Raw genomic sequence first — 24,393 nt, forward strand, 5'->3', positions numbered from 1 at the left:
TCAAGAACCCCGAGGATGACAAGTCCATCGGGGTTTTTTTATTATTGATTTTTAAATATAAAATATAATAAGATCTCTTGCCAGACGGCAGGGGATTTTTTGACGGCTTGAAATGGAAGGAACAATGTGTGTATAGTAGTATTATTAAGGTAATATATACGTTAAATATAAAATCAAGAATGGAAAGAGGAAATAGGGATGAAAATAATCCACACTTCTGACTGGCATATAGGCAAGATTGTGAACGGATTCAGCATGCTCGAGGATCAAAAGCACGCACTTGAGCAGCTTGTGAGTATTTTAGAGGAGGAAAGGCCCCACGCGCTTGTAATAGCAGGCGACATTTACGACAGGAGCATACCTCCTGTGGAAGCAGTCGAACTGCTTGACTGCGTACTTAGCAAGATACTGCTTGAACTTGAAATCCCTGTGCTTGTAATTGCGGGCAATCATGACAGCCCGGAAAGGCTGTCGTTTGGAAGCAGGCTGCTGTCGAAGAAGGGGCTCCACATTGCCGGAGTACTTGGCTCGGAAATAAAGAAGGTACAGCTCAATGACGAATTCGGACCTGTGGATTTCTATCTGATACCATACTCGGATCCGCGGGAAGCAAGGCACATATTAGCAGATGAGGATATATCAACTCACGACGATGCAATGAGAAAAATAACGGACAGGATAAAAGAAGAAAATGGTGATGCTAATAGGAGCGTGGCGGTGGCTCACGGATATGTTGCATATTCAAAAAAAAGCTGCAACGGGGACTTGTGTGAAATCGAAGAGCCGATACGATGCGAATCCGAAAGGCCGCTTAGCGTAGGAGGCAGTGAAATCATAGAGGCTGACTGCTTTGAAAGTTTTTGCTATGCAGCTTTAGGACACCTGCATGGACCTCAAAGAGTCGGAAGTGAAAAGGCAAGATATTCAGGCTCGCTTCTTAAATATTCTTTTTCTGAAGCATCTCACAAAAAAGGCGTCATAGCTGTAGATATAGATGAAGCAGGCAATGTGGAAACGAGGCATCTGCCGCTTGAGCCTCTAAGAGATATGAGGGTTATAAAAGGACCTCTTAAAGAGCTTATAAACCCCAATATATACTCGTGCGGGGATACAAGCGACTATGTGTTTGCCATACTTGCTGATGAAGGAGAGCTTTTTGATCCTATATCCAAGCTGAGAGCCGTTTATCCAAACATTATGGGACTCGAGAGAAGCCAGGCGATGGAATCTGCAGCAAGCAGGACAGCTGCCGGAAAAGGGCATCGCGAAAAGTCTAAGCTTGAGCTTTTCGAGGAGTTCTATGTATCGATATGCGGCAGGAACATTAGCGAGGAAGGCAAAAGCATTGTCAAAGAGGCTATAGACTCTGCAGAGAAAGGGACTGATTAAAAATGAGACCGATAAGACTGGTGATGAGCGCTTTTGGCCCCTATGCAGGGGAGGAGACTCTTGATTTTAGAAACTTAAAGGACAACAACATATTTCTTATAACAGGCCCAACTGGAGCAGGGAAGACAACAATATTCGACGCCATAAGCTATGCACTGTTTGGAGAAGCTTCCGGAAGCAGCAGGGACAAGAGCGATTTGAGAAGCGACTTTGCGCAGGCGGACACTCCCACATACGTGGAGCTTGAATTTGAGCTCAGGGGAAAAAGCTTCCAAATCAAGAGATACCCGCAGCAGGAAAAGAAAAAATCAAGGGGAGAAGGCTATACGATGAAGGAAGCAAGCGCTGAGCTTGTATTGCCTGATGGTTCGGTAGTTACCAGGATAAACAGTGTTGACGAAAAGATAGGCGAGATACTCGGCATAAGCAGAAATCAGTTCAGACAGGTAGTAATGCTGCCGCAAGGGGAGTTTAGGAAGCTCATAGAGTCTGAAAGCAGGGAACGTGAAGAGATATTCAGAAAGATATTTGGAACCCAGGCCTTTGAAACAATACAAAAAATACTGCAGGAAAACAGAAAACAGCTTCGTATGGCAATAAGCGATGCTAAATCAAAGCTGGAAACAAATGTGAGGCGTATAGACCCTGAGGGAGATGAGGCACTTGCGGTTCTTATTGAGTCGGGAGAACTAAATGTGGGCGAAATTTTGACTAGAAGCAGAATGCTTATAAAGAGCGATGAAGAGCTTCAGGCAGCACTTTCAAAAAGGCTTGAACAAAGCAGACTTAACCAGGAAAAGCTTCAAAAGACAATGATAGAGGCAGTAGAAGTCAACAAGAAACTACGTGAAAGGGATTCTGCCGGAGAGAAACTTGCCGGCTTGGAGTCTCGTAAAAAAGAATATGAAGGCAAAGCATACAGGCTTGCCATGGGAAGAAAGGCGCTTGAGATTTCAATAGTGGATGAGTCGGTAAAAGAAAAATTTTTTTTACTGGATTCTAAAAAAGCTGAATATATACAGCTTGCCAAAAGGCTGGAGTTTTGTGAAAAAGAACTAAAAATCAGCCAGGAAACGCTAATATTAGAAGAGGGAAGGGCGCATGAAAGAAAAGCGACTGCCGAAGATATTACGCGGCTTGGCGGTTTTGTTCAGAAAGTGAAGGAATACGAGGAAAAGCAAAAAGCCATCAAGCTCATCAAGGATGCCCTATCGGGTAAGCAAAAAGAACTGGAAAGCTTAAAGAGTGAGCTGGAGATAAATAAAGCTAGTCAAAAGAAGCAAACAGAAGAGCTTAGGCTTTCAAACGAAGCGCAAATACAAAAGGAAAAATTCGAGAAGCAATTGCATGAGAAAGAGTTGCTCCTCTCAAGGCTCAGGACGTTTTATGGCACGTTAGACAAGCTCGCAGCAGAGCAGATTAGACATCTGATTCTAGAAAAAGAGTATGAAGCTTTTGAAAAGACGTTTTTAGCCGCAAAAGCGTCATATGAAAAAATTGAGGACATGTTCAGGAAGGGTCAGGCAGGACTCCTTGCAAGGAGTCTGGAGGAAGGCAGCCCATGCCCGGTTTGCGGCTCAAAAAATCATCCGTTGCCAGCCCTATTAATAGAGGGCATGCCGACTGAAGAGGTTCTGAGGCGGGCGCAGGAAGCATATGAAAATGTTAAGCTTGAAAGGGACAAAAGGCTGCAGGACATGGCGGCATTAAACGGCAGCATCAAGAGCATCAGGGATTCTGTTTCAGAACAAAAAGAGAGCCTCAAGCCGGAGTTGGGCGAAGAACTCACGGTAATTCAAGACGATGCGCTTCAAGAATACCTGGAAAAGCAGGGAAAAGAGCTAAGGTACAAGTTTGATGAACTTAAAAAGAGCCATGAAGGCCTTGAAAGGCTGGCAAAAAGCAAGGAAGCCATAGAAGAGTCCATCAAAAGGCTGGGAGTCAGTATAGAAGAAAAAGAAAAAATGCACGGAAAGCTTGAAGAGGATAAAAATGAACTGCAAATGAGGAGAAAGGGCGAGGAGGGCGTGCTTGAATCAATAGAAAATGAAATACCTCCGCAACTACGCTCCCTGGACAGGCTATCTGAAAAAAACAAGGCACTGGAAGAAAAACTTCGTGCGATGGAAAAGGACCTGGATAAGGCGCGCGAGAGCCACAGCAAAGCACAACTAGACAAGGCAAAAATCGAGAAGGAGAAGGAGGCCGCAGCAAAAGCATCAGCCGAGTCAGAAAAGGAGATAGAGGCATTGAAAGCTCGGATGGAGGAAATGCTTTTAGCGGCAGGCTTTAAGGACTACAGCCATTATGAAGCTCAGAAAATGAGCAAGCAGGATATCGAAGAAACAGACGGAGAGATTAATAAATACTATCAGGAGCTAAAGTCAGCAGCAGACAGGCTTGAAAAAGCACAGGTTGAAGCTGAGGGGCTCCTTAAAATATCAATAGAAGGCACTGAGGAAGAGCTCGCAGGCGTGAAGCAGCTGTGCGATGAGCTTGATGCTATAATAAAGAAGGTATATGCGAGGCAAGACGGTAATTTGAAAGCACTGAGTGAAATGGAACGAATAGTCTGCGAAATTGAGCGCCAAGAGGAGCACTTTAGCGTTGCAGGCGAGCTGGCAAGCATAGCAAACGGTGATAACCCAGAAAGGCTGACATTTGAAAGGTACGTGCTTGCAGCATACTTTGACGAGATAATAAAGGCGGCCAATGCAAGACTAGCTAAGATGGCACAGGGCAGGTTCCTGCTAATGAGAAAGGACGAGAGGGGCAAGGGCAGAAAGCAGGAAGGGCTTGAGCTTGAAGTGTTCGACAATTACACAGGCAAGGCAAGACACGTAAAAAGTCTTTCCGGTGGAGAAGGGTTCAAGGCGTCTCTTTCTCTTGCGCTTGGAATGGCTGACATCGTACAGTCATACACCGGCGGTGTAAGCCTTGATACGATCTTTATAGACGAGGGCTTTGGTTCCCTCGATCCGGAATCGCTTGACAGCGCTGTAGAATGCCTCGTTGACCTTCAGGAATCGGGAAGGCTTGTGGGCATAATATCTCACGTGCCAGAGCTAAAGGAGAGCATAAATGCAAGGCTCGAGATAACGGCATCGAAAAACGGAAGCAAAGCAAGTTTCGCCATGTGATATGAAAAGCGGCTCGATAAAAAAAGTTTACTGCATAAAAAAAATACTGTAGTAAGGAGCGATTAATTGGCAAGCATGAAGAAAATAAATGGAGGATCATATGAAAAAAGAACGCTTGAATGTTGTAGATATTTTAAAGAGGATGCCATCTCTTTTCTTTGGATTTTTGCTTTTCGCAGTAGGAATACTGGCGACGCTCTATTCGGATCTTGGAATGAGTCCTTGGGATGTATTTCATATGGGGATAGTTAAGCACTCGAAATTTACGCTTGGTCAGGTCTCTCAGCTGGCAGGAGTGGCGATAATAGTGATTACCTACTTTTTAGGAGTGGTCCCGGGGATAGGAAGCGTTTTAAACATGTTTTTCATTGGCCTGTTCATAGACTTGATTCAGCAGCTCGGGATATTCGTCACTCCAGAAACCATAATACCCAAGGTTGCTCTGCTCGTATTCGGGATACTAGTCATGGGCTGGGCTTCGTTTTTTTACCTTAGAGTAGGCCTTGGGGCAGGGCCAAGGGATGGCATGATGGAGATGCTTGTCAAAAAGACAGGAAAGCCAGTTTGGCTTATAAGAAACTCAATAGAGATGGCCGTCCTTGTAATAGGCGCCGTCCTGGGAGGGCCTGTTGGAATAGGTACAATAATAACGGTTTTTGGAATAGGATTTTCGGTGCAGCTGGCTTTTGCAATTGGAGGTTACAGCTCGAAGGAAATAGAGCACATAAATTTAATCGATGTGCTTGGGATAAGAAGCTGGTCCTGATAAAAAAGTCGAATGGTTTTCGGCTTTTTTTATGCCGCTGTAGATACAGCTCTTTTTTATTTCACAGGTAGGGAATTTCATGCTAAAATTTAGTGCAGTATATTTCAAAGTAGGTGATTTTACATGGTAAACGCTACAAAAACTGTCGCAGTCGGCATGAGCGGAGGGGTCGACAGCTCTGCGGCTGCATATATACTTAAAAACAGGGGTTACAATGTAATAGGAATAACAATGCTTCTTGGCAAGGAAAGCGAATCGGAGCGTTCGGCAGAAGACGCAAAACGCATTGCTGAGATGCTTTCAATGCCGCATCATGTTGTGGATTTCAGCCGGATATTCGAGGAGAAAATAAAGGGAGAGTTCATAAGCGAATATTTAGGAGGCAGAACTCCGAACCCGTGCGTGACCTGCAACAGGATTATTAAATATGGTAAATTCATGGATGTGGCCAGATCTTTAGGGGCGGATTTTGTGGCCACAGGCCACTATGCTAGGGTTGTATATGACAGTGAAAACTCAATTTACAGGATATTAAGGGGAAAGGCAGACAGGAAAGACCAGTCATATGTCCTCTATTCGCTAAGCCAGAAGCAACTGAGCAGTATGATTCTGCCTTTGGGTGAATATGAATCCAAGGAAGACATACGAAAAATAGCCAACATGTTTGACCTGGATGTTTCAGAGAAAAAAGACAGCACCGGGATATGCTTCATACCCGATGGAAATCATAAAAAATACATCACAGAGATTATTGGAAGCGCAGTTGGAAGCGGTGCAATAAGGGATTCAGAGGGAAAGCTTCTGGGCAGGCACAGCGGCATATTCAATTATACAATCGGCCAAAAAAGAGGGCTGGAGGTAAAGTTGCAAAAGTCTTTGACTGTAATTTCAATAGATGCTCAAAAAAATGAGATTATTTTGGGCGATGATGCGCTTGCATATTCAAAAGGACTTATAGCGAGCAACTGGAGCTTCACATCCGGCCGAGCAAGCTTCAAGGAGCTGCATGTTCATGCAAAAATATGCCAATGGGGTTATTTCATAGAATCCAAGGTAACAAAAACAGATGACGACAAGCTGTGCGTAATGTTTGAAAAGAACGAGCGTGCAGTGACTCCCGGACAGTCAGTAGTTTTTTACAACGGAGACGAGGTCATAGGCGGAGGCATAATAGAAAGAGACATCAGATAGCAAACAAGAGGCGTGTACACCATTTAATGATGTATACGCCTCTTGTTTGCTATACGCCTTTTATATAACCCATAAGACTGTCGAATACAAGCTCAAGATAGTCGGCCCTTTGGAAAGGATCTAAAAAATCAACATCAATTATGGAATGCATTTTACCGGCTATCAAAACGGGAGCAGAAATTGCTGCCATTGCCTGAAATAAAAGTTTTTTTGCACGCGGCTTGTCTATTTTTGGATTGATTTCTGAAAGTGAATCTACAAGAAGCCTAAGGCCTGAATGCTTGAAATATTCTTCGTAGTGTATGAAAATAGAGGATTTTTTGACTGTCTGGAATACGAAATTTTTGATTATGGAAGGATGCGCTATTATTATTGACGTGTATTCATCGAAAAATTTCTTTAGTCGCTCTTCAGCTGCAGAGTCGCTGCATTCCAAATGATTAAAAGCTGTTTCAAGCTTTAGCGTGATTTGTTTCATAGCTTCATTTAATAAATTGTCCTTTGAACCAAAATGGTAGTTTACAAGAGCTATATTGACATTGGCATATTTGGCTACTTTTCTGATGGTTACGTTTTCGTAGCCATAATGAGATATTATGTGGAGGGTTGCTTTTAATATCCGATCTTTGGTGTCAAGATGCTGATAATCACAATATTTCATATTCATAAAGTAGACAACTCCCGGATTTTTTTAAAACAAAAATTTTGTTCTAAGTCAATTTTAAAATAATACTGTTTGTTGTGTCAATAAAAATTAACACTTCAAAACATGATAATACATTGACAAATTTTTTTGAGGGGAATAATATATATAATATTGAACAACAATTTAAACGGCGTTCAATTAGTTGGAATACATAGTATAGCTGTATATTATATATACAATATTTGTAGCCTGGAGGTGAAATTCAGCCATATGGCTGTGATTTCTATGAGAAAAATACTGAATGTCGGAGTCGATATAGGTTCAACAACGGTTAAACTGGTAATTCTGGACCGGAAGGGTGAGATTGTATTCAGCAGATACAGAAGGCATTTGGCGAATATCAAGGATACATTAACAAACATTCTCGATGAGGCGTATCAAGTGATAGGCAATAAAACAATGACAATAGCAATGACGGGCTCGGGGGGAATGCGAATTGCGCAGGCCATGAATGTTGCATTTGTGCAAGAGGTGATAGCTTCTACGAAATCGGTTGAGGCTAGCATTCCTTATGCTGATGTTGCTATCGAGCTTGGCGGAGAAGATGCTAAGATTACATATTTTGAAGGTTCGATAGAACAGAGGATGAATGGAATATGTGCCGGCGGCACGGGAGCCTTCATAGACCAGATGGCAACCTTGCTTAAAACCGACGCCATGGGTTTAAATGAATTGTCATCAAGGAGCTCAAATTCATATTGCATAGCTGCAAGATGCGGAGTGTTTGCAAAGACAGATATACAGGCATTGATGAATGACGGGACAAGAAGGGAAGACATAGCGGCATCTGTTTTCAAGGCTGTTGCAGAGCAAACAATAACAAGCCTGTCCTGTGGCAAAAGAATAAAGGGTAATGTAGTCCTCCTGGGGGGGCCTTTTCATTTTCTGAGCGAACTTACGAAGTCATTCACAAGAGCTTTGGGGGATGGCGTAACCAGCGTTGCAGTGCCGGAAAACTCAAATCTGTTTGTAGCCATGGGGGCTGCTTTGCTCTCTGAAAATGAAATACCTGTCAATTTTATAGATATAAAGCATGAACTAATGAGAGCTTGGAACGTTGAATCGGAAGAACTAAAGAGCATGCCTGTACTGTTTGCCAATGAGGCGGAGCTTATGGAGTTTCAAGAAAAAAATTGCGCGGCTTTACCGTCTGAAGTGAGCGTAAAGGGCTTTAGCGGCGGCTGCTATCTGGGAATTGATTCGGGTTCTACTACAACAAAGGTTGTGCTAATAGACCAGGATGCAAGAATCGTATATTCGTATTATGGAAACAATCTGGGCACACCTTTGGATACTGCAAAAAATGTCTTAATAAGAATACATAAAGCTTTTGGGGATGATATAAAAATAATAGGCTCTGCGGTAACAGGATACGGAGAAAAGCTCATACAAAACGCCTTTGATTTGGACTTGGGCGAAGTGGAAACCGTGGCTCACTATAAAGCGGCAGCTCATTTTGAACCGAATGTTGACACAATAATAGACATTGGCGGACAGGACATGAAATGTATAAGAATAAAAAACAAGGCCATAGACAGCATAATGCTTAATGAGGCATGTTCATCGGGCTGCGGATCTTTCATTGAGACGTTTGCAAAATCGCTTGATATGACAATGGTCGAGTTTGTAGAAAAGGCTTTGAAGTCAAAGGCTCCTGTTGATCTTGGATCCCGATGCACGGTATTCATGAATTCACGGGTAAAGCAGGCGCAAAAAGAGGGAGCGGATGTTGGCGACATATGTGCAGGGCTTTCATATGCCGTCGTAAAAAATGCCCTTTACAAAGTGATAAAACTAAAGGATGCAGAAAGCCTGGGAGCACACATAGTTGTCCAGGGAGGAACATTCTATAATGATGCAGTGCTGAGATGTTTTGAGATTCTGACGAGTAAAAAAGTTGTTAGACCTCCGATTTCAGGAATAATGGGAGCTTTTGGTGCGGCGCTTATAGCCAGGGAAAAATGCTCTCCTGAATCGGTGTCCAGGATGATAAAGCTGGAAAACATGGAGGATTTTTCGTTCGATGTTAAAGCCAAGAAATGCCCAGGATGCACAAACAGCTGCATGCTGACTATAAATAGATTTTCAGATGGAAAAATATTTATATCTGGAAACAGATGTGAAAAAGGTGCTGGCGAAGAAGAAAAGAAAACGGAAGGTACAAATATCTATAGATACAAATATGAACGTATATTCGCATACACTCCGAGAAAAGCTGAAAATGCCAGATACGGCACGATAGGGATACCGCGAGTTTTGAATATGTTTGAAAATTATCCTTTCTGGTTTACATTTTTTGATGAACTAGGTTTTAGAGTAAGTCTTTCGGATGAGACAACGATGGATACATACAAGCTAGGCATGGACACTATAGCATCCGAGACTGTATGCTATCCGGCAAAGCTTGTGCATGGTCATATTGCGCAGCTTCTGAATTCGGGGGTTAAGCGCATATTCTATCCATGCATAATGCATGAGGTGAAAGAGTGCTCATCAGCTGACAATCATTACAATTGCCCTGTGGTGACATCATACCCGGAACTTGTAAAAATGAACATGGATGGACTTATGGGATACGGGGTGGATTTTATGAATCCGTTTGTGCCTTATGCTGACAAGAAAAAGCTGGCAATTGCAATGCATGAGGAGCTTCGTTATTTGGGGATTAAGTACTATCAGGTCAGGCGGGCAATACGCAAGGCCGAGGCTGAGGACAAGCGTGTAAAGGAAGATATAAGAGGTATGGGCAAGCGCGTACTTGAACATATAGGCAGGACAGGCGGGAAAGGAATTGTGCTTGCCGGAAGGCCGTACCACCTGGATCCGGGTATAAACCGCGGAATAGATAGGATAATAACATTACTTGGGATGGCTGTGCTCACTGAGGATTCTGTGGCTCATCTTGCAGGTTTTGATGAAAAATTAAATGTAGTGGACCAGTGGATGTACCACTCCAGGCTATACAGAGCTGCAAGCTATGTCTGCTCCAGAAAAGACATTGAGCTTGTTCAGCTAAATTCTTTTGGTTGTGGGATTGATTCCATAACATCAGACCAGGTGGAAGAGATATTGAAAAGCGGCGGAAAACTATATACGGTGCTAAAAGTTGACGAAGTGGTAAATACGGGTGCCGTAAAGATAAGGCTAAGATCTCTTTGTGCCGCCATGAAAGAAAGAGACAAACAGCCAAAGCTGGCAGGTTCGTTTGGATCAGGTTACAGGCAAGACAGCAGACCTGTATTTACAGAGCAAATGAGGCGTTCGCATACCATACTTTGCCCGCAAATGTCGCCTGTACATTTCAGTTTCGTTCAGGCGGCATTTGGGAGTGAGGGCTACAAGCTCGAGGTTCTAAGAAACATGGAGCACAAAATAGTCGAAACTGGCCTTAAATACGTAAACAACGATGCATGCTATCCGGCGCTGATAGTAATAGGACAAATTATTGATGCTTTGAACTCCGGGAAATACGACATTGACACAACCGCAGTTATAATTTCTCAAACCGGAGGAGGCTGCAGAGCCACAAACTATATTTCACTGTTGAAAAAAGCCCTTTCGGACGCTGGATACGGTAAAACTCCAGTTTTATCTTTGAATGCTCTTGGGATGGAGAAACAGCCGGGCTTCAGACTTAAACCGTCGCTTGTAAAAAAGCTTGCATACGGGATTATGTATGCTGATTTAATCTCTAGCCTTGCATTGAGGACAAGGCCGTATGAGAAAATTTCCGGAGCTGCAAATATGCTTTATGAAAAATGGATAGGTTTATGTACGCAAACTCACGCCATGTCAAGGTTCTCCGAATTCAAAAGGAACATTAGATCTATGGTCAGCGAATTTGAACATGTAGAAATTCATGAAAAGAGCATACCGAGAGTTGGAGTCGTAGGAGAGATACTCGTCAATTATCATCCTCTGGCAAACAATGGACTCGTGGAGCTTTTGGAGCGGGAAGGCGCCGAAGCCGTGTTGCCAAACCTAACTGACTTTATGCTATACAGCCTCTACAACAGCGTTTACAGAAGCCGCAAGCTTTCGGGGGGGATGGTGTCCCGAATGAAGGCAAACGCCGCGATAAGCATAATAGAGGCTGCGAGGGATCAGGTGAGAAGCTGCCTCAAAGGCAGCAAAAGATTCGATGCGCCATTAGACATATACAGCATAGCAAAAAAGGCATCCGAGATTGTTTCTCTTGGGAACCAAACTGGAGAAGGTTGGCTGTTGACAGGTGAGATAGTAAAGCTTGTTGAATCGGGTGTGAACAATGTACTCTGCCTTCAGCCATTTGGCTGCCTTCCAAATCATATTGCAGGAAAAGGAGTTATGAAGGAACTTAAAAGAAGGTATTCTAATTTGAACATATACGCTGTGGATTACGATCCCGGAGCAAGCGAGGTAAACCAGCTCAACAGGATAAAGCTTATGCTCTCAAATTCAATGAATGCTTCGAATTTTAGGAATAAAGGCGATATGCCAGGAAGAAAACAACCAAGATGCATGAGGATAAGCTTATAGTATGGCCGGCTGCTGAAGATGATTATTTGGCAGCCGGCTTTTTGCGTTTTTTCATGCCAGGGAATTTCCAATGGTGTATAATAACATAGGATACCGATTGAAATGCTGAGATGAAAGGAGAAAACAAATTTGATAGCAAGTATCACCGCAAAAATGCAAATCCTTATGATAGACAAAGAATTTTATAGAACAATGCTAAAGATATCAATACCTATAATAATTCAAAGCTTTGTAGCCTCATCCCTGAATATGATAGACACGATAATGATAGGCCGTTTGGGTGAGGAACCCTTGGCGGCTGTAGGTATAGCAAATCAGTATTTCTTCCTCTTTAATCTTACTGTGATAGGTATATGCAGCGGCTGCGGGGTATTCATATCGCAGTTTTGGGGCAAGAAAGATATCGGAAATATAAGAAGGACTCACGGACTGAGTCTCTCATTCGTAACTGTTGCTGCTATTATTTTTACGCTGCCGGCGATTTTTATTCCTGAAAAAATAATATCAGTGTTTAATATTGACAGTGCGGTTATTGGCTTGGGCGCTAAATATCTAGGGCTCGTAAGCATCAGCTACATATTCACCGGAATAACATTTGCGTATAGTTTTTCGCTGAGAAGCACTGAAAATGCAATTCCACCCATGACTGTCAGCACGGTGGCTCTTTTGCTTAATACAGTGCTTAACTACGGGCTTATTTTCGGAAATATGGGATTGCCGAAAATGGGGGTAGTTGGAGCCGCCGTAGCTACAGTGATAGCCAGATTAGTTGAGAGTGTGTTACTTGTAGCTTATGTATATGCTATAAAGGGTCCGCTTGCAGGAAAATTAAGAGAGCTTGCCGATATAGACGCCAAATTCATGGGCAAGGTAAAACACATAATAATGAGCGTGGTACTCAATGAAGCCTGCTGGGGCTTTGGATTTGTTGCATATTCAGTGGTGTATGGTCGGATAGGCACACAGGCTATAGCCGCAGTTCAAATTTGCAATACTATCCAGAACATATTCCTGGTAGTAATTTTCGGCATGGCAAGCGCTTCGGCTGTAATGATAGGGAATTGCATAGGAGCTGGCGAAGAAGAAAAGGCCAGGGACAATGCATACAGATTTACTGCGCTGGGAGTTGTCGTGGGTTTGTTTATTGCAGCGATGCTTGCGTTGGCTGCGCCCCTTATAGTTTCCTTTTTCAATATATCAGGCGCCGTAGCCAGGGCTGCAGTAATTATGCTTTACATAACTGCAGGCTCGCTGATTGTAAGGGTGTTCAACATACTTATGATAGTAGGGATTTTAAGGGGGGGCGGAGATACGAAATTCTCGCTTCTGACTGAGGCGTTTACTATGTGGTTTATCGGCGTAACAGCCGCAGTTATAGGGGCTTTTGTCTTGCGACTCCCTGTTTACTGGGTGTATGCGCTTGTAATATTGGAAGAAATAGCAAAGTTTGCTATAGTGCTTTACAGGCTGGTTTCAAACAAATGGATTAAAAACATAGTTCACAATATATGAATGCAGGAAATAAAAAAAGAAAGCGGCATATTATGCCGCTTTCTTGCTAGCTGATAGAGTGCTGCTTGTTTCCATACTAAGGTGTGGCAACATTGCAGGAGATATTACCGATGAAAAAAGTCCTACGAGAATTGTTGCAAGAGCCATTGTGAGTGTTATTTCAATCATTTTATTTCCTCCTTGTAAGATAAATATAGGGTTAGGGTTCAAAAACCCGTCCGAATGTTCCTTGATAACTTAACATTTATTGTTCAGATGAACCAGCGACACTCTTGAATGAAAATCACTAAACTTCGTGCTATAATCTCACTTGTCAGAGAGATAGATGTGCGTTCCTCCTGGATCCCTCACATCATGAGGTCTTATCCGTAAATTAGCGTGTCACTCCACAAGGACGATTCGATGTTTAGCTGGTTGGGCCACCTTCTGGTGTTACCCGTTTCAAATGCAAGGTTGTTTGGCGTCCTCAAACAAAGTGGATACTCTGATTCATTCTAAGCAGAAAGGTTGTGTTACTTTGTCCCAATTTTTAAACGATTTTGTTGTCGGAATTGATGTTTCATCAGAGTTTTCTGTAGTTGCAATGATAGCACCTTCCGGAGAGCTCATCCGCAAGCCTTTCAGGATTGACCATAATCCTGCTGGATTTAACAAGCTGCTCGAGATTCTCAAAAAAGAAGAAGAGCGGTTAAAACGAAAGCCCATCTACTTCGTAGAATCTACGGGTATCTTTCATTTACCACTCTTCTTCTTTCTGAGATCGAATGACCTCAAAGGTTTTGTCCTAAACCCTTTATGTGTCCATTCTACCAAGAATTTCGACATTAGAAAAGTGAAAAATGATAATAAAGATGCCGAGGCTATCGCAAGGCTTGCAAAATACCAGGATGTAAAGTTTTCCATGATGCCCGAGCCTCAAATTCTCGCACTTCGCATGATGGTGAGGGAATATTACTCCCGCTGTGACATGCTCACTGAGATGAAAAACAGGCTCTGCACGGATCTTTACTTGCTGTTCCCGGGCTTTCTTGATGTGTTTTCCAATCCTTTTGGAAAGACCGCGTTGGCTGTTTTAAGCGCTTATCCTTCGCCTAAGGATGTTCTAAATGCAGACCCTCAGCAGTTGCTTGAGCTCATTTCCAAAAGCGGCAGAAAAGGCGAGAAGTGGTCAGCCAAAAAAGCTCTGCAACTTCTTGAAACAGCACAGCTTTCTTTGAGTATGCCAAATGAATTCGCTCTGCTTGACTCCAAAATAAGATTCCATCTTGATGGAATCGACAGCTTTAAAAAGTGTCTTAATGCTATAGAATCACAGTTGCACACTATCATCGACTCAAGCGACTTTCCTGACACCGCTCGAAAGCACATCGAGCTTTTGGATCAAATGCCTGGCGTAGGCTTTATCAGTGCGGTCACTCTGATCGCGGAAATCAACGATTTCAGCCTATTCAAGTCTCCAAAGGCCTTTACAGCTTTCTTTGGCATAGATCCATCAGTCAATCAGTCGGGCAAGTTCACTGGCGACCGCAACAGGATTTCTAAACGAGGCACCCGCATTGGCAGAAGAGTTCTCTTCACAATGGCTCTGTCCTCAATAAGAACCACCAGAAACGGCGATTCCATAAATCCGATTCTTCGCGACTACTATTTGAAAAAATGTGTCAGCAAGAAGAAAAAGGTGGCCCTTATAGCCGTTATGCATAAGTTGCTCCACTACATTTTTGCGGTTCTTCGTGACTTAAAACCGTTTGAATTTAGAAGCCCGCAGGAGCACCAAGCATGGAGAAACAACAAGCTTCAAACTGCACCAAAACATGTTGCTTAAAAATTGCTAAAATGTAGCTTCTCCAAGGTCATTGTTCGGATTTTTCAATGGCTTGGTTTCTCATACTCTTTTTTAAGATTGAAAATTTCTAAAGAAAATCAATCAGATTTATTGACTTTTATTAGCTGGTCTTTTTATTTTTAAATAGTTTAAATGCTATGCCGCTATGCGGTTTTTTTGTTGCTTGAAACTGTGCTTTTTGCGGGTTTGTTAGAGATTAAAAGACCTGCTAAAACAGACAAAAAGCCTCCTACAAGAAATAGCGATAAAAATATAGCCGTGCTTGTTTCTCCCATGTTTTTGCCTCCTTCGTTTTGATTCTGATTTTGGGTTCGATTGTGTTTGTGAGGTTGATTATGTCAGATTTGATTGTATAGAATCGAGTTTTTATATTAGTGTGAAAATATTCCGTAAGATCATTATATTGACGAGTTTCGAAAAGAATCAAAAAGGAGTCAGTTATATATTAAAAGAAAACTCAAAAATATTCTTATGATTGCAATTAAATTAATAACAATAATAAATATGCCGATCTTTAATAGGGTTATTACTGAAAATATAGCTTTAAGTGTCTATATTTCAAGAAGTCATTATTATGCAGCTTTTTTGATGCCTGCTGGAAGCATGTCTTGCTCCATTCTTACATTAGTTACGATCATTGGTGAAATTATATCTGAAAAAACTCCTGCAAGAAATGTTGAAAAAACTAATGAAAATACTACACTAATCATTGAAAACTCCTCCTTATATAAAATTAAGCCGCCTTATTTATGCTTGTTGTAAGAATGTCTTTATCCATTCTTACATTAGTTACGATCATTGGTGAAATTATATCTGAGAAAACTCCTGCAAGAAATGTTGAAAAAACTAATGAAAATACTACGCTAATCATTGAAAATTCCTCCTTTGGAAGTTGAGTTTTTTTATTTGTATTGGTTAGTCATGTTTGATTTTGAACAATAAAAAAAGACAGAGGGCAAACCAGCACAAAATAAACCTAAGTGCTTGCTTCCCCCTGTCTTTTTATCTGAAAGATTCCCGATAACGGTTGCTTCTTCGATGCCTTACAAAAAGGTCTCTCCAGGGATGTGTCGGGTTATTGTACTTGACCTGAAAGATTCACATCAAATAGCAGCGTTTTTGATGTTTGCTCCTGCGGTTATCCCAGTGGGATATCTTCAATAACCTTCATTCACGTATATTAATTTGTAAACTATAATGTGTGTTGTAAACAAAATCTAAACTTGATTTAATTCAATGATAATACAGTGAAAAGATAAAAGCAATGAAAATTTATTTCTAAATTCAGCGATTTTTTTAAAAAATATTTTAAATGTATTCAATTAAGTTTTTGTATATCCATGCCCCTATTGGTATGCCACTGAAAGGGACTATTTGCAAAACTTTCCTTGCCAGGAGTCCCTTCTTTTAAGCTCGATGTCTATCCCGTTGAGCACGCTGCGCTTATCGAGGCTCCATCTTGGTGCGAAAAGGCTCTCCCTGCTGCCATCGCCTGTGATTCTGTGAACCACAATTTGCGGGTTTAAAAGCTCAAGAGAATCCGAGACGAGGCCGATATATTCGTCCTTGGAAAGCACGTGGAACGGATTCGTATTGTAGTAGTCGAGAAGATCGCTGTTTTCGAGTATGTGCAGCAGATGAAGCTTTATGCCGTAGGGGTTGAGCCTGGACACATATTTTACCGAATCGAGTATCCTGGCGCTGTCTTCACCCGGAAGACCGAGTATAATGTGAACAACAGTTTTTATACCTAATGAGTTTAGTTTTTCAAAGGCTTTTTCGAACTGCTCGAGCACATAGCCTCTTCTAATCAGGATTGCCGTGTCTTCGTGCATGGTTTGGAGACCAAGCTCTATCCAAAGAAATGTTTTCTTGCTTATCCTTGAAAGAAGCTCTAAAACATCACCACCAAGGCAATCGGGCCTGGTAGCAATGGCTATGCCCACCACTTCCGGGAATGACAGGGCCTCCTCATATTTTCTTTCCAAATCTTCAATGCTGGAGTATGTGTTTGTGAAGTTTTGAAAGTAGGCGATGTATTTGCCGTTTGGCCATTTAGGCTTTAGGAGCTCAGCTTGCTGTGAGAGCTGCTCTCTTATCGGCAAGGCGCGATTGCCTGCAAATTCGCCGGAACCTGAATCGCTGCAAAACAGGCAGCCACTATTCCCGAGCGTTCCGTCCCTGTTTGGGCAGGTGAAGCCGCCGTCAACAGACAGCTTTATTATCTTGCAGCCGAAACGGCTTCTTAAATCGAAGTTCAGGGTGTGGTATCGCTTGTCGCTCCAAAACATAAAAATCCTCCTGATATGATACTATCTCTGATGCAAGCGACAAAGGCCTGCAAAATTATTCTGAATCACTTCAAATTATTCTATAGTATGAACTTGCGATATTATATATTTTTGAAGAATATTTTTATTATATCACAAGCAGCCCTGTGCTGAATTGCAAGTAAGTGACAGACATTAAAAGCGAATAGAAAACTTAACAAAATAATTAACAAGAAAGAGACGTGTTTTTCAAATATTAATTGATTTATGATTCAAAACACGGGTATATCTGAAAATAAGTGTGCTTGAAGAGTTTTTTTATTAACAAATAATTCAACTTGGAAAAAAGTAAAAAATAACCTGTGAGGATTTAGAAGGGAGATGTCTATGGAAAAGTCTAATATCCATGAACAAACTACAAGCGTTAAGGATCTGCCTCAAGACCTGTTTGACGAGCTTCGCAAATATATAGACGGACTTGAGGATAGGAAAGGTTCTCTTATTAACATACTCCACAAGGCTCAGTCGCTATTTGGCTTTCTTCCGAGGGAAGTCCAGCTTTTTATAGCCAGGGAGCTGGGAATACCGGGATCCCAGGTTTTTGGGGTTGTCAGTTTCTACTCATACTTTACAACAAAGCCAACTGGTAAATACACCATAAGTCTTTGTATGGGTACGGCATGCTTTGTAAAAGGAGCAGACAAGGTTAAATTCAAATTGGAAGAAAAACTGGGTGTCAAATTCGGAGAGACTACTCCGGATGGTCTGTTCACTCTAAGGGATGTAAGATGCGTAGGAGCATGTGGGCTTGCACCTGTAGTACTTGTAAATGAAAAAGTATACGGCAACGTAACTGAGAACGACGTTGACAGAATTTTAAGTGACTATCAAGAATAGTCGCTGCCACCTGTAATAATGAGCGAACCAACTTATATTTGGGGAGGGATCAAATGAGTACTAATAAGAGAAAGATACTAGTTTGTGGAGGAACAGGCTGTATCTCATCAGATAGTGAAGGAATAATAAAGAATCTTGAGCTTGAACTTAAAAATAATGGACAGGAAGAGAATGCACAGGTTGTTAAAGTAGGCTGCTTTGGATTTTGTGGACAAGGCCCAATAGTAAAAGTTGAGCCCGATAATGTTTTCTATGTTAGGGTAAGTCCAGATGATGCAAAAGATATAGTAGAGCAGCACATAATAGGCGGAGATTATGTTGAAAGAATTCTTTTCGTGGATCCACTATCTAATCAGAGGATTCATGACTATAAGGATATGTCGTTCTACGCTAAGCAGCATCGTGTTGCCCTTAGAAACTGCGGCGAGATAGACCCTGAGAACATAGAGGACTATATCGCAAACAAAGGCTATGAGGCTCTTAAGAAATGTCTCACAGAGTATTCAAGGGATGAAGTTATAAATATAATTAAAGAAAGCGGACTTAGAGGTAGAGGCGGCGGCGGATTTCCGACTGGCCTCAAATGGGAGATAACCAAGAAATCAAGAGATGGCGAGCAAAAGTATGTAATATGTAATGCTGACGAGGGTGACCCGGGAGCGTTCATGGATAGATCTATACTTGAGGGAGATGCCCACAGTGTTATAGAAGCGATGGCTATTGGCGCATATGCTATGGGCGCTCAAAATGGCGTTGTATATATAAGAGCTGAGTACCCTCTTGCGATACACAGACTTATGATTGCAATGCAGCAGGCAAAGGAAAAGGGTTTCCTGGGCAAAAACATATTCGGGACAGACTTCAACTTTGATATAGAAATAAGATACGGAGCCGGAGCCTTTGTATGTGGCGAAGAGACTGCTCTTATTCATTCTGTTGAAGGGCACAGAGGAGAGCCTACTGTTAAGCCTCCCTTCCCGTCAGAATCTGGACTTAAAGGTCAGCCTACCTGCGTTAACAACGTTGAAACCCTTGCAAACGTGCCAGCCATAATACTAAACGGTTCTAAGTGGTTTTCTGATATAGGAACTGAAAAGAGCAAGGGCACAAAGGTATTTGCCTTAGCTGGAAAGATAAACAACATAGGTCTTGTTGAGGTTCCAATGGGGACTACCCTTAGAGAGATAGTGTATGACATTGGAGGAGGAATACTTGGAGGCCATAAGTTCAAGGCGGTTCAGACTGGAGGACCTTCGGGAGGAGTAATAACTGAAGCAGATCTTGATACGCCTATAGACTATGAAAGCCTAAAGAGCATAGGCTCAATGATGGGTTCTGGCGGTATGATAGTTTTGGACGAGACTGACTGCATGGTCAACATCGCCAAATTCTACCTGGAGTTCACCCAGGATGAGTCCTGCGGAAAGTGCACACCTTGCAGGGTAGGAACCAAGAGGATGTATGAAATATTAGACAGGATAACAAAGGGTCAGGGGAAACCTGAAGATATAGACAATCTTCTGGAACTTGGAGAAATGATAAAGAGTTCTGCCCTTTGCGGACTGGGACAGACTGCTCCGAATCCTGTGCTCAGTACAATCAAATATTTCAGGGATGAGTATGAGGATCACATAAACAAGCATTACTGCAAGACAGGCAAGTGCAAGGACCTTGTGAAATATACAATAGATCCTGAAAAATGTATAGGATGTACAGCCTGTGCAAGAGTTTGTCCTGTGGGATGTATTGCAGGCGAGGTTAAAAAAGTGCATGTAATAGACCAGGAAAAATGCATTAAGTGTGGAGCATGTTTTGATGCCTGCAAGTTCAATGCTGTAGTGAAACCATAGGGAGGGATTGTATGTCAGCAAATAAGGTCAGCTTAACTATAAACGGGCAGGATGTGGTTGTAGATAAGGGCACTACAATACTAGATGCTGCAAAACAAGTCAATGTCCACATACCTACTCTTTGCTATATGGATCTTGGAGAACTGAAATTCATAAATAAATCGGCATCTTGCCGTGTTTGCGTTGTAGAGGTACAGGGAAGACCAAATCTTGTTCCTTCGTGTTCAGCCGAGGTTGAGGAAGGTATGGTTGTAAGGACGGACACTATAAGGGCGATCAAGGCAAGAAGAACAGCAGTTGAGTTGCTCTTGTCAAACCACCCTAACGAGTGCTTCACATGTCCTAAAAATATGGAGTGTGAGCTTCAATCCCTTGCTCACGAGTTGGGAGTAAGAGAAATCAAGTGGGAAGGCGAGAAGATGAATTACGAGAAGGACACGTCTTCTGGAGCTATAGTGAAAGATCCAAACAAGTGCATAATGTGCAGAAGATGTGAAACTATGTGCAACGATATACAAACCTGTGGAATACTTTCTGGAATAAGCAGGGGTTTTGATTCTTTTGTTGGTCCCGCATTCAATATACCTATGAATGAATCATCATGCACATACTGCGGACAGTGCGTTGCTGTATGTCCTACTGCCGCCCTTACAGAGGTCAACCACACTCCTAAGGTTTGGGATGCGCTTAATAATCCGGACAAGCATGTAATAGTACAGGTTGCTCCTGCTATACGTGTTGCCATAGGTGAAATGTTCGGCATGGAGCCGGGTACCATAGCTACAGGTAAGCTTGCCGCAGCCCTTAGAAGAATGGGATTTGACGCAGTATATGATACTGATTTTGCGGCAGACCTTACAATAATGGAAGAGGCTTCAGAGTTTGTGCACAGGATAAAGCACGGCGGCAAGCTTCCGATGTTGACAAGCTGCTGTCCTGCATGGGTTCAGTTCATAGAGCACCAGTTCCCGGACATGCTTGATATACCTTCGACTTGCAAGTCTCCTCATATAATGTTTGGATCTATAACAAAGACATACTACGCTGAAAAGATGGGAATTGCCCCAGAAAATATAGTGGTAGTGTCAGTAATGCCTTGTATAGCCAAGAAGGCTGAGGCAAAAAGACCGGAGCTTTCACACGACGAGAACGCAAACGTTGATATAGTTGTTACAACCCGTGAGATAGCCGCCATGATGAAAGAGTGTGGAATAGACTTCCCTAATCTGGAGGATGAAGATTTCGACAAGATAATGGGAGAAAGTACTGGAGCCTCTGTAATATTCGGAACAACTGGAGGCGTTATAGAGGCTGCTGTAAGGACAGCCTACGAGTGGCTCACAGGTGAAGAGCTCAAGCAAGTCGAATTTACTCAGCTTAGAGGCCTTGAAGGAATAAGGCAGGGAACAGTAAAAATAGGTGATATGGATGTCAAGATAGGTATAGCTCATGGTCTTGGAAACGCAAGAAAACTGCTTGAATGCATAAGAGACGGCCATTGTGAATTCCAGGCAATAGAAATAATGGCTTGTCCTGGCGGATGCGTCGGAGGAGGCGGACAGCCTTACCATCACGGCCACATGGAGATAATTAAAAAGCGCCAGGAAGCAATATATCAGGAAGACAGAAACAAGGCGAAGAGAAAATCGCATGAGAATGAAGAGGTTCTTAGGCTCTACAAAGAATACCTTGGGGAGCCGTACGGCGAAAAAGCTCATCACCTGCTCCACACTCACTATTCACCAAAGGAAAGAATTTAATAGTGTTGAAGCGATGCAAAAATCAAAAAGATGCCAATTGGCATCTTTTTGATTTTTGCTAACATTCCATATGAGTATGTCTGTATAAATGAGTATTCTAAAGTAAAAATTTGAGAAGCATAGGAACTATGAGCACAGTTACTATACCGGCTACGCCTATGGCAAGGCCGCTCATGGCTCCCTCAACTTCGCCCATTTCTATAGCCCTCGTGGTACCCAGGGCGTGAGATGACGTGCCTATTGCTACGCCTTTAGCAACCGGATTTTCAATTCTAAACAGCCTGCATATATATGGAGCTGCTATATAGCCTGTATTTCCTGCAAGCACTATGGAAATCACTGTAAGAGACGGAAGACCGCCTATTTGCTTTGAAAGCTCTATCCCTATCGGAGTTGTGATTGACTTAGGAATAAGGCTAAGAAGAAGCTGTTCATCAAGTCCAAGAAGCCTTGCAAATACAGTGACGCTAATAACAGATGCCACGCTTCCGATGAATATCCCTGACATTATGGAAACGGAATTTGATTTTAGAAGTTTCATCTGATTATAGAGAGGAACTGCAAGCACAACGGTAGCAGGTCCCAGAAAAAATGAAATAAAGTTGGCTCCCCTATTGTAGCTTTCAATTTCAATATTAAAAAAAAGAAGTACGAAAATTACGATTGATGTGCCAACCAGCAAAGGATTGAAAAATGGAGATTTCATTTTCCTGAAAATAATGGATCCGGCTTCAAACGCCAGCAGCGACAATGTGATTCCGAAAATAGGACTTTCTATTAGTGACCTCATCTTCCAATCCTCCTTTGAACAAGCTGGACTGTAAATCCAGTAACAATCATTACTACTAACGTTGAAATTACCGTTATCGCAAGTACCTGAATCCAGGTGCTGCTTAGTATGTCAAAGCATGAGATTATGCCGACGCTAGCAGGTACAAAGAAAAACGAAAGATGTGATAAAAGAAAGCTGGACACATCCCTTATCATCGAAACTTCTATTATCTTGAAGTAAAGCGCGCCAAATAGCAAGAGCATTCCCAGGACATTTCCTGGAATAGGGACTTGCGTAAATCTGTTGACTATTTCTCCTGCAAATAAAAATGAAAGTATTATTCCTGATTGTCTTAGAAGCTTCAAGTTGTTCACCTTCCTTTCGATTTTTTTAAAACGTGGCGCAGCACTTAAATATTATACTATCTATGCAGCAAAATTACAAAGGACACCCGGCTTGAATGGAGAACTGATTAATTGCATATTAATTATTCTCAAGCAAAAAAATGGGTACAAAACTTACAACAAATAAATATCGAAGGGAGGCGCCCATGGATTTAAGAATCTGGATTATAGCAATAATTCCGGGAGTTGTGCTTGCCATAACTATATATATGTTAGATAAATATGATAGAGAACCGGTCTCTATGCTTTTGAAGATTTTCTTTCTGGGCGCACTTTCAGTCATTCCTGTTATAGTAGTTGAAAATTTTCTTCTAGGCTTGAATGTATTTTCAGGAGTATTGGGCGCATTCTATACATCATTCATAGTGGCAGGTCTTACAGAGGAGTTTTTCAAAAGACAGGTCGTGCTTAGATGGGCTTTTGACGACGTTCACTTTCACGAAAAGCTTGATGGGATAGTGTTTTGCGTGTTTGCTGCCTTGGGATTTGCAACGGTGGAGAACATAAGCTATGTGGTATTCAGGTTCGACGCCAATGTGTATGTAGGGATTATGCGAGGCGTATTGTCGGTGCCTGCACACATGCTTTTTGCAATAACAATGGGATACTATCTCTCGCTTGCAAAATGCTGCAGGAGCTGCAGCTATGAGGAGAGGGTTGGCTACCTCAGAAAATCGCTGTATGTCCCAATGATGCTGCACGGAACATTCAATTTCATACTCATGCTTGGAGTTGAAAAGTATTTTTTTATCTTTATACTGTATGTAGGTTATCTGTGGAAAGTCAACATTAAAAGGATAAGGGAGTACACCATGGACTCGAAGCTTAACCACACGCACGCGGCTGAAAATCATGAAATCAAGAGCCATGAGCAGGAAGATGAGGAATAGTCAGCTGAAAGAGGGTTGGGGATTCAAGAAATAATTTAAAAATAATTATAAAAAAATAGCAAAATCATGTTTAAAAGGTGCAGATGAAGGTATATATAAAATAAGAAGAATTAAACTATTCTTCTTATTAAGGAATGGTGAGGCAGCAGCTGCAGGAAAGACCCTTTACAATAAAACGTAAAGAGCAAAGGTTCTAAAACAGAAGCATTGCAACAACCACCATCCAAACATCTCAAGCTTAAAGAACTAGAGATGAAGAAACAAGATTCAAGATTCAAGATTCAAGATTCAAGATTCAAGATTCAAGATTCAAGATTCAAGATTCAAGATTCAAGATTCAAGATTCAAGATTCAAAAAGAGATACAGCTTCAAAGCAACACCGAGATATCTTAAAAGCAGTTTCGGTTTAGGATATTCTCAGAATATCTAAAGAGGCAAGGTGTTAAATGAACAAAAGAAATTCAATAAGCTGTCAGATCCA

At 42.0% G+C, this 24,393-nt stretch carries 20 protein-coding genes and 1 riboswitch; of the genes, 12 read left to right on the top strand and 8 right to left on the bottom strand.

The features are described from left to right. Window positions 1–198 precede the first annotated feature (198 nt). The 4 genes from EAL2_RS04170 to mnmA all read left to right on the top strand — a co-directional run bounded on the left by EAL2_RS04170 (window position 199) and on the right by mnmA (window position 6,486). A complete protein-coding gene (locus EAL2_RS04170; protein ID WP_025435156.1) occupies window positions 199–1,389 on the top strand; it encodes an exonuclease SbcCD subunit D in 1,191 nt (396 codons plus the stop codon). Between the two features lie 2 nt (window positions 1,390–1,391). Further along, window positions 1,392–4,529 carry an AAA family ATPase gene (locus EAL2_RS04175; RefSeq protein WP_025435157.1) on the top strand — a complete coding sequence of 1,046 codons (3,138 nt, stop codon included), beginning with the start codon at window positions 1,392–1,394 and terminating at the stop codon, window positions 4,527–4,529. A gap of 100 nt (window positions 4,530–4,629) precedes the next feature. Continuing rightward, window positions 4,630–5,295: a YczE/YyaS/YitT family protein gene (locus tag EAL2_RS04180; protein ID WP_242842492.1), complete on the top strand. Its 666-nt coding sequence runs from the start codon at window positions 4,630–4,632 to the stop codon at window positions 5,293–5,295. A 123-nt stretch (window positions 5,296–5,418) separates the two neighbouring features. Beyond that, window positions 5,419–6,486: a tRNA 2-thiouridine(34) synthase MnmA gene (gene mnmA, locus EAL2_RS04185; protein WP_025435159.1), complete on the top strand. Its 1,068-nt coding sequence runs from the start codon at window positions 5,419–5,421 to the stop codon at window positions 6,484–6,486. A 49-nt stretch (window positions 6,487–6,535) separates the two neighbouring features. On the opposite strand, the gene EAL2_RS14715 is transcribed toward mnmA, so the two are convergent. Then, window positions 6,536–7,153 (bottom strand): TetR/AcrR family transcriptional regulator, encoded by a 618-nt coding sequence (locus EAL2_RS14715; RefSeq protein WP_025435160.1) that lies wholly within the window; start codon window positions 7,151–7,153, stop codon window positions 6,536–6,538. A 234-nt stretch (window positions 7,154–7,387) separates the two neighbouring features. Between EAL2_RS14715 and EAL2_RS04195 the strand changes: the two genes are divergently transcribed. Both EAL2_RS04195 and EAL2_RS04200 read left to right on the top strand, forming a co-directional pair. Further along, complete coding sequence (locus EAL2_RS04195; RefSeq protein WP_207641147.1) at window positions 7,388–11,710, top strand: 2-hydroxyacyl-CoA dehydratase; 4,323 nt, start codon at window positions 7,388–7,390, stop codon at window positions 11,708–11,710. Window positions 11,711–11,839: 129 nt separating this feature from the next. Beyond that, a complete protein-coding gene (locus EAL2_RS04200; protein WP_242842493.1) occupies window positions 11,840–13,222 on the top strand; it encodes an MATE family efflux transporter in 1,383 nt (460 codons plus the stop codon). A 30-nt stretch (window positions 13,223–13,252) separates the two neighbouring features. Here the strand turns inward: EAL2_RS04200 and EAL2_RS15425 are convergent, their stop codons facing one another. After that, window positions 13,253–13,390, bottom strand: coding sequence for a hypothetical protein (locus EAL2_RS15425; protein ID WP_158408886.1), 138 nt, complete (start codon window positions 13,388–13,390; stop codon window positions 13,253–13,255). Between the two features lie 349 nt (window positions 13,391–13,739). On the opposite strand from EAL2_RS15425, the gene EAL2_RS04205 reads away from it, so the two are divergent. Continuing rightward, window positions 13,740–15,047 carry an IS110 family RNA-guided transposase gene (locus EAL2_RS04205; RefSeq protein ID WP_025434457.1) on the top strand — a complete coding sequence of 436 codons (1,308 nt, stop codon included), beginning with the start codon at window positions 13,740–13,742 and terminating at the stop codon, window positions 15,045–15,047. 164 nt (window positions 15,048–15,211) lie between these two features. Here the strand turns inward: EAL2_RS04205 and EAL2_RS15800 are convergent, their stop codons facing one another. The 4 genes from EAL2_RS15800 to EAL2_RS04210 all read right to left on the bottom strand — a co-directional run bounded on the left by EAL2_RS15800 (window position 15,212) and on the right by EAL2_RS04210 (window position 17,359). Further along, entirely contained in the window at window positions 15,212–15,343 is a 132-nt protein-coding gene (locus EAL2_RS15800) for a hypothetical protein (RefSeq protein ID WP_278246860.1), read from the bottom strand. 297 nt (window positions 15,344–15,640) lie between these two features. Further along, entirely contained in the window at window positions 15,641–15,778 is a 138-nt protein-coding gene (locus tag EAL2_RS15430) for a hypothetical protein (RefSeq protein WP_158408887.1), read from the bottom strand. Between the two features lie 23 nt (window positions 15,779–15,801). Beyond that, the gene (locus EAL2_RS15435) at window positions 15,802–15,939 is read right to left on the bottom strand and encodes a hypothetical protein (RefSeq protein WP_158408888.1); all 138 of its coding nucleotides are present in this window, start codon (window positions 15,937–15,939) and stop codon (window positions 15,802–15,804) included. 113 nt (window positions 15,940–16,052) lie between these two features. Beyond that, a riboswitch (glycine riboswitch) is annotated at window positions 16,053–16,141 on the bottom strand. 297 nt (window positions 16,142–16,438) lie between these two features. Next, window positions 16,439–17,359, bottom strand: a complete 921-nt coding sequence (locus EAL2_RS04210) for a TIGR01212 family radical SAM protein (protein ID WP_025435163.1) — start codon at window positions 17,357–17,359, stop codon at window positions 16,439–16,441. Between the two features lie 366 nt (window positions 17,360–17,725). Here EAL2_RS04210 and EAL2_RS04215 point away from each other — a divergent pair, with 366 nt between their 5' ends. The 3 genes from EAL2_RS04215 to EAL2_RS04225 are packed head-to-tail and all read left to right on the top strand — an operon-like array spanning window position 17,726 to window position 21,845. Continuing rightward, a complete protein-coding gene (locus EAL2_RS04215) occupies window positions 17,726–18,235 on the top strand; it encodes an NADH-quinone oxidoreductase subunit NuoE family protein (protein ID WP_025435164.1) in 510 nt (169 codons plus the stop codon). A gap of 53 nt (window positions 18,236–18,288) precedes the next feature. Next, entirely contained in the window at window positions 18,289–20,085 is a 1,797-nt protein-coding gene (nuoF, locus tag EAL2_RS04220; protein WP_025435165.1) for an NADH-quinone oxidoreductase subunit NuoF, read from the top strand. Between the two features lie 11 nt (window positions 20,086–20,096). Then, the gene (locus tag EAL2_RS04225) at window positions 20,097–21,845 is read left to right on the top strand and encodes an NADH-dependent [FeFe] hydrogenase, group A6 (RefSeq protein WP_025435166.1); all 1,749 of its coding nucleotides are present in this window, start codon (window positions 20,097–20,099) and stop codon (window positions 21,843–21,845) included. Between the two features lie 97 nt (window positions 21,846–21,942). Here the strand turns inward: EAL2_RS04225 and EAL2_RS04230 are convergent, their stop codons facing one another. Both EAL2_RS04230 and EAL2_RS04235 read right to left on the bottom strand, forming a co-directional pair. Beyond that, window positions 21,943–22,635 carry an LrgB family protein gene (locus EAL2_RS04230; protein ID WP_025435167.1) on the bottom strand — a complete coding sequence of 231 codons (693 nt, stop codon included), beginning with the start codon at window positions 22,633–22,635 and terminating at the stop codon, window positions 21,943–21,945. After that, window positions 22,632–22,982 carry a CidA/LrgA family protein gene (locus EAL2_RS04235; protein ID WP_025435168.1) on the bottom strand — a complete coding sequence of 117 codons (351 nt, stop codon included), beginning with the start codon at window positions 22,980–22,982 and terminating at the stop codon, window positions 22,632–22,634. Before EAL2_RS04235 ends, EAL2_RS04230 begins: the two co-directional genes overlap by 4 nt. Window positions 22,983–23,167: 185 nt before the next feature. On the opposite strand from EAL2_RS04235, the gene EAL2_RS04240 reads away from it, so the two are divergent. Both EAL2_RS04240 and EAL2_RS15440 read left to right on the top strand, forming a co-directional pair. After that, entirely contained in the window at window positions 23,168–23,911 is a 744-nt protein-coding gene (locus tag EAL2_RS04240) for a PrsW family intramembrane metalloprotease (RefSeq protein WP_025435169.1), read from the top strand. 252 nt (window positions 23,912–24,163) lie between these two features. Continuing rightward, window positions 24,164–24,322, top strand: a complete 159-nt coding sequence (locus EAL2_RS15440) for a hypothetical protein (protein WP_158408889.1) — start codon at window positions 24,164–24,166, stop codon at window positions 24,320–24,322. Window positions 24,323–24,393: the final 71 nt, after the last annotated feature.

This window comes from Peptoclostridium acidaminophilum DSM 3953 (assembly GCF_000597865.1).
Lineage (GTDB): Bacteria > Bacillota > Clostridia > Peptostreptococcales > Peptostreptococcaceae > Peptoclostridium_A > Peptoclostridium_A acidaminophilum.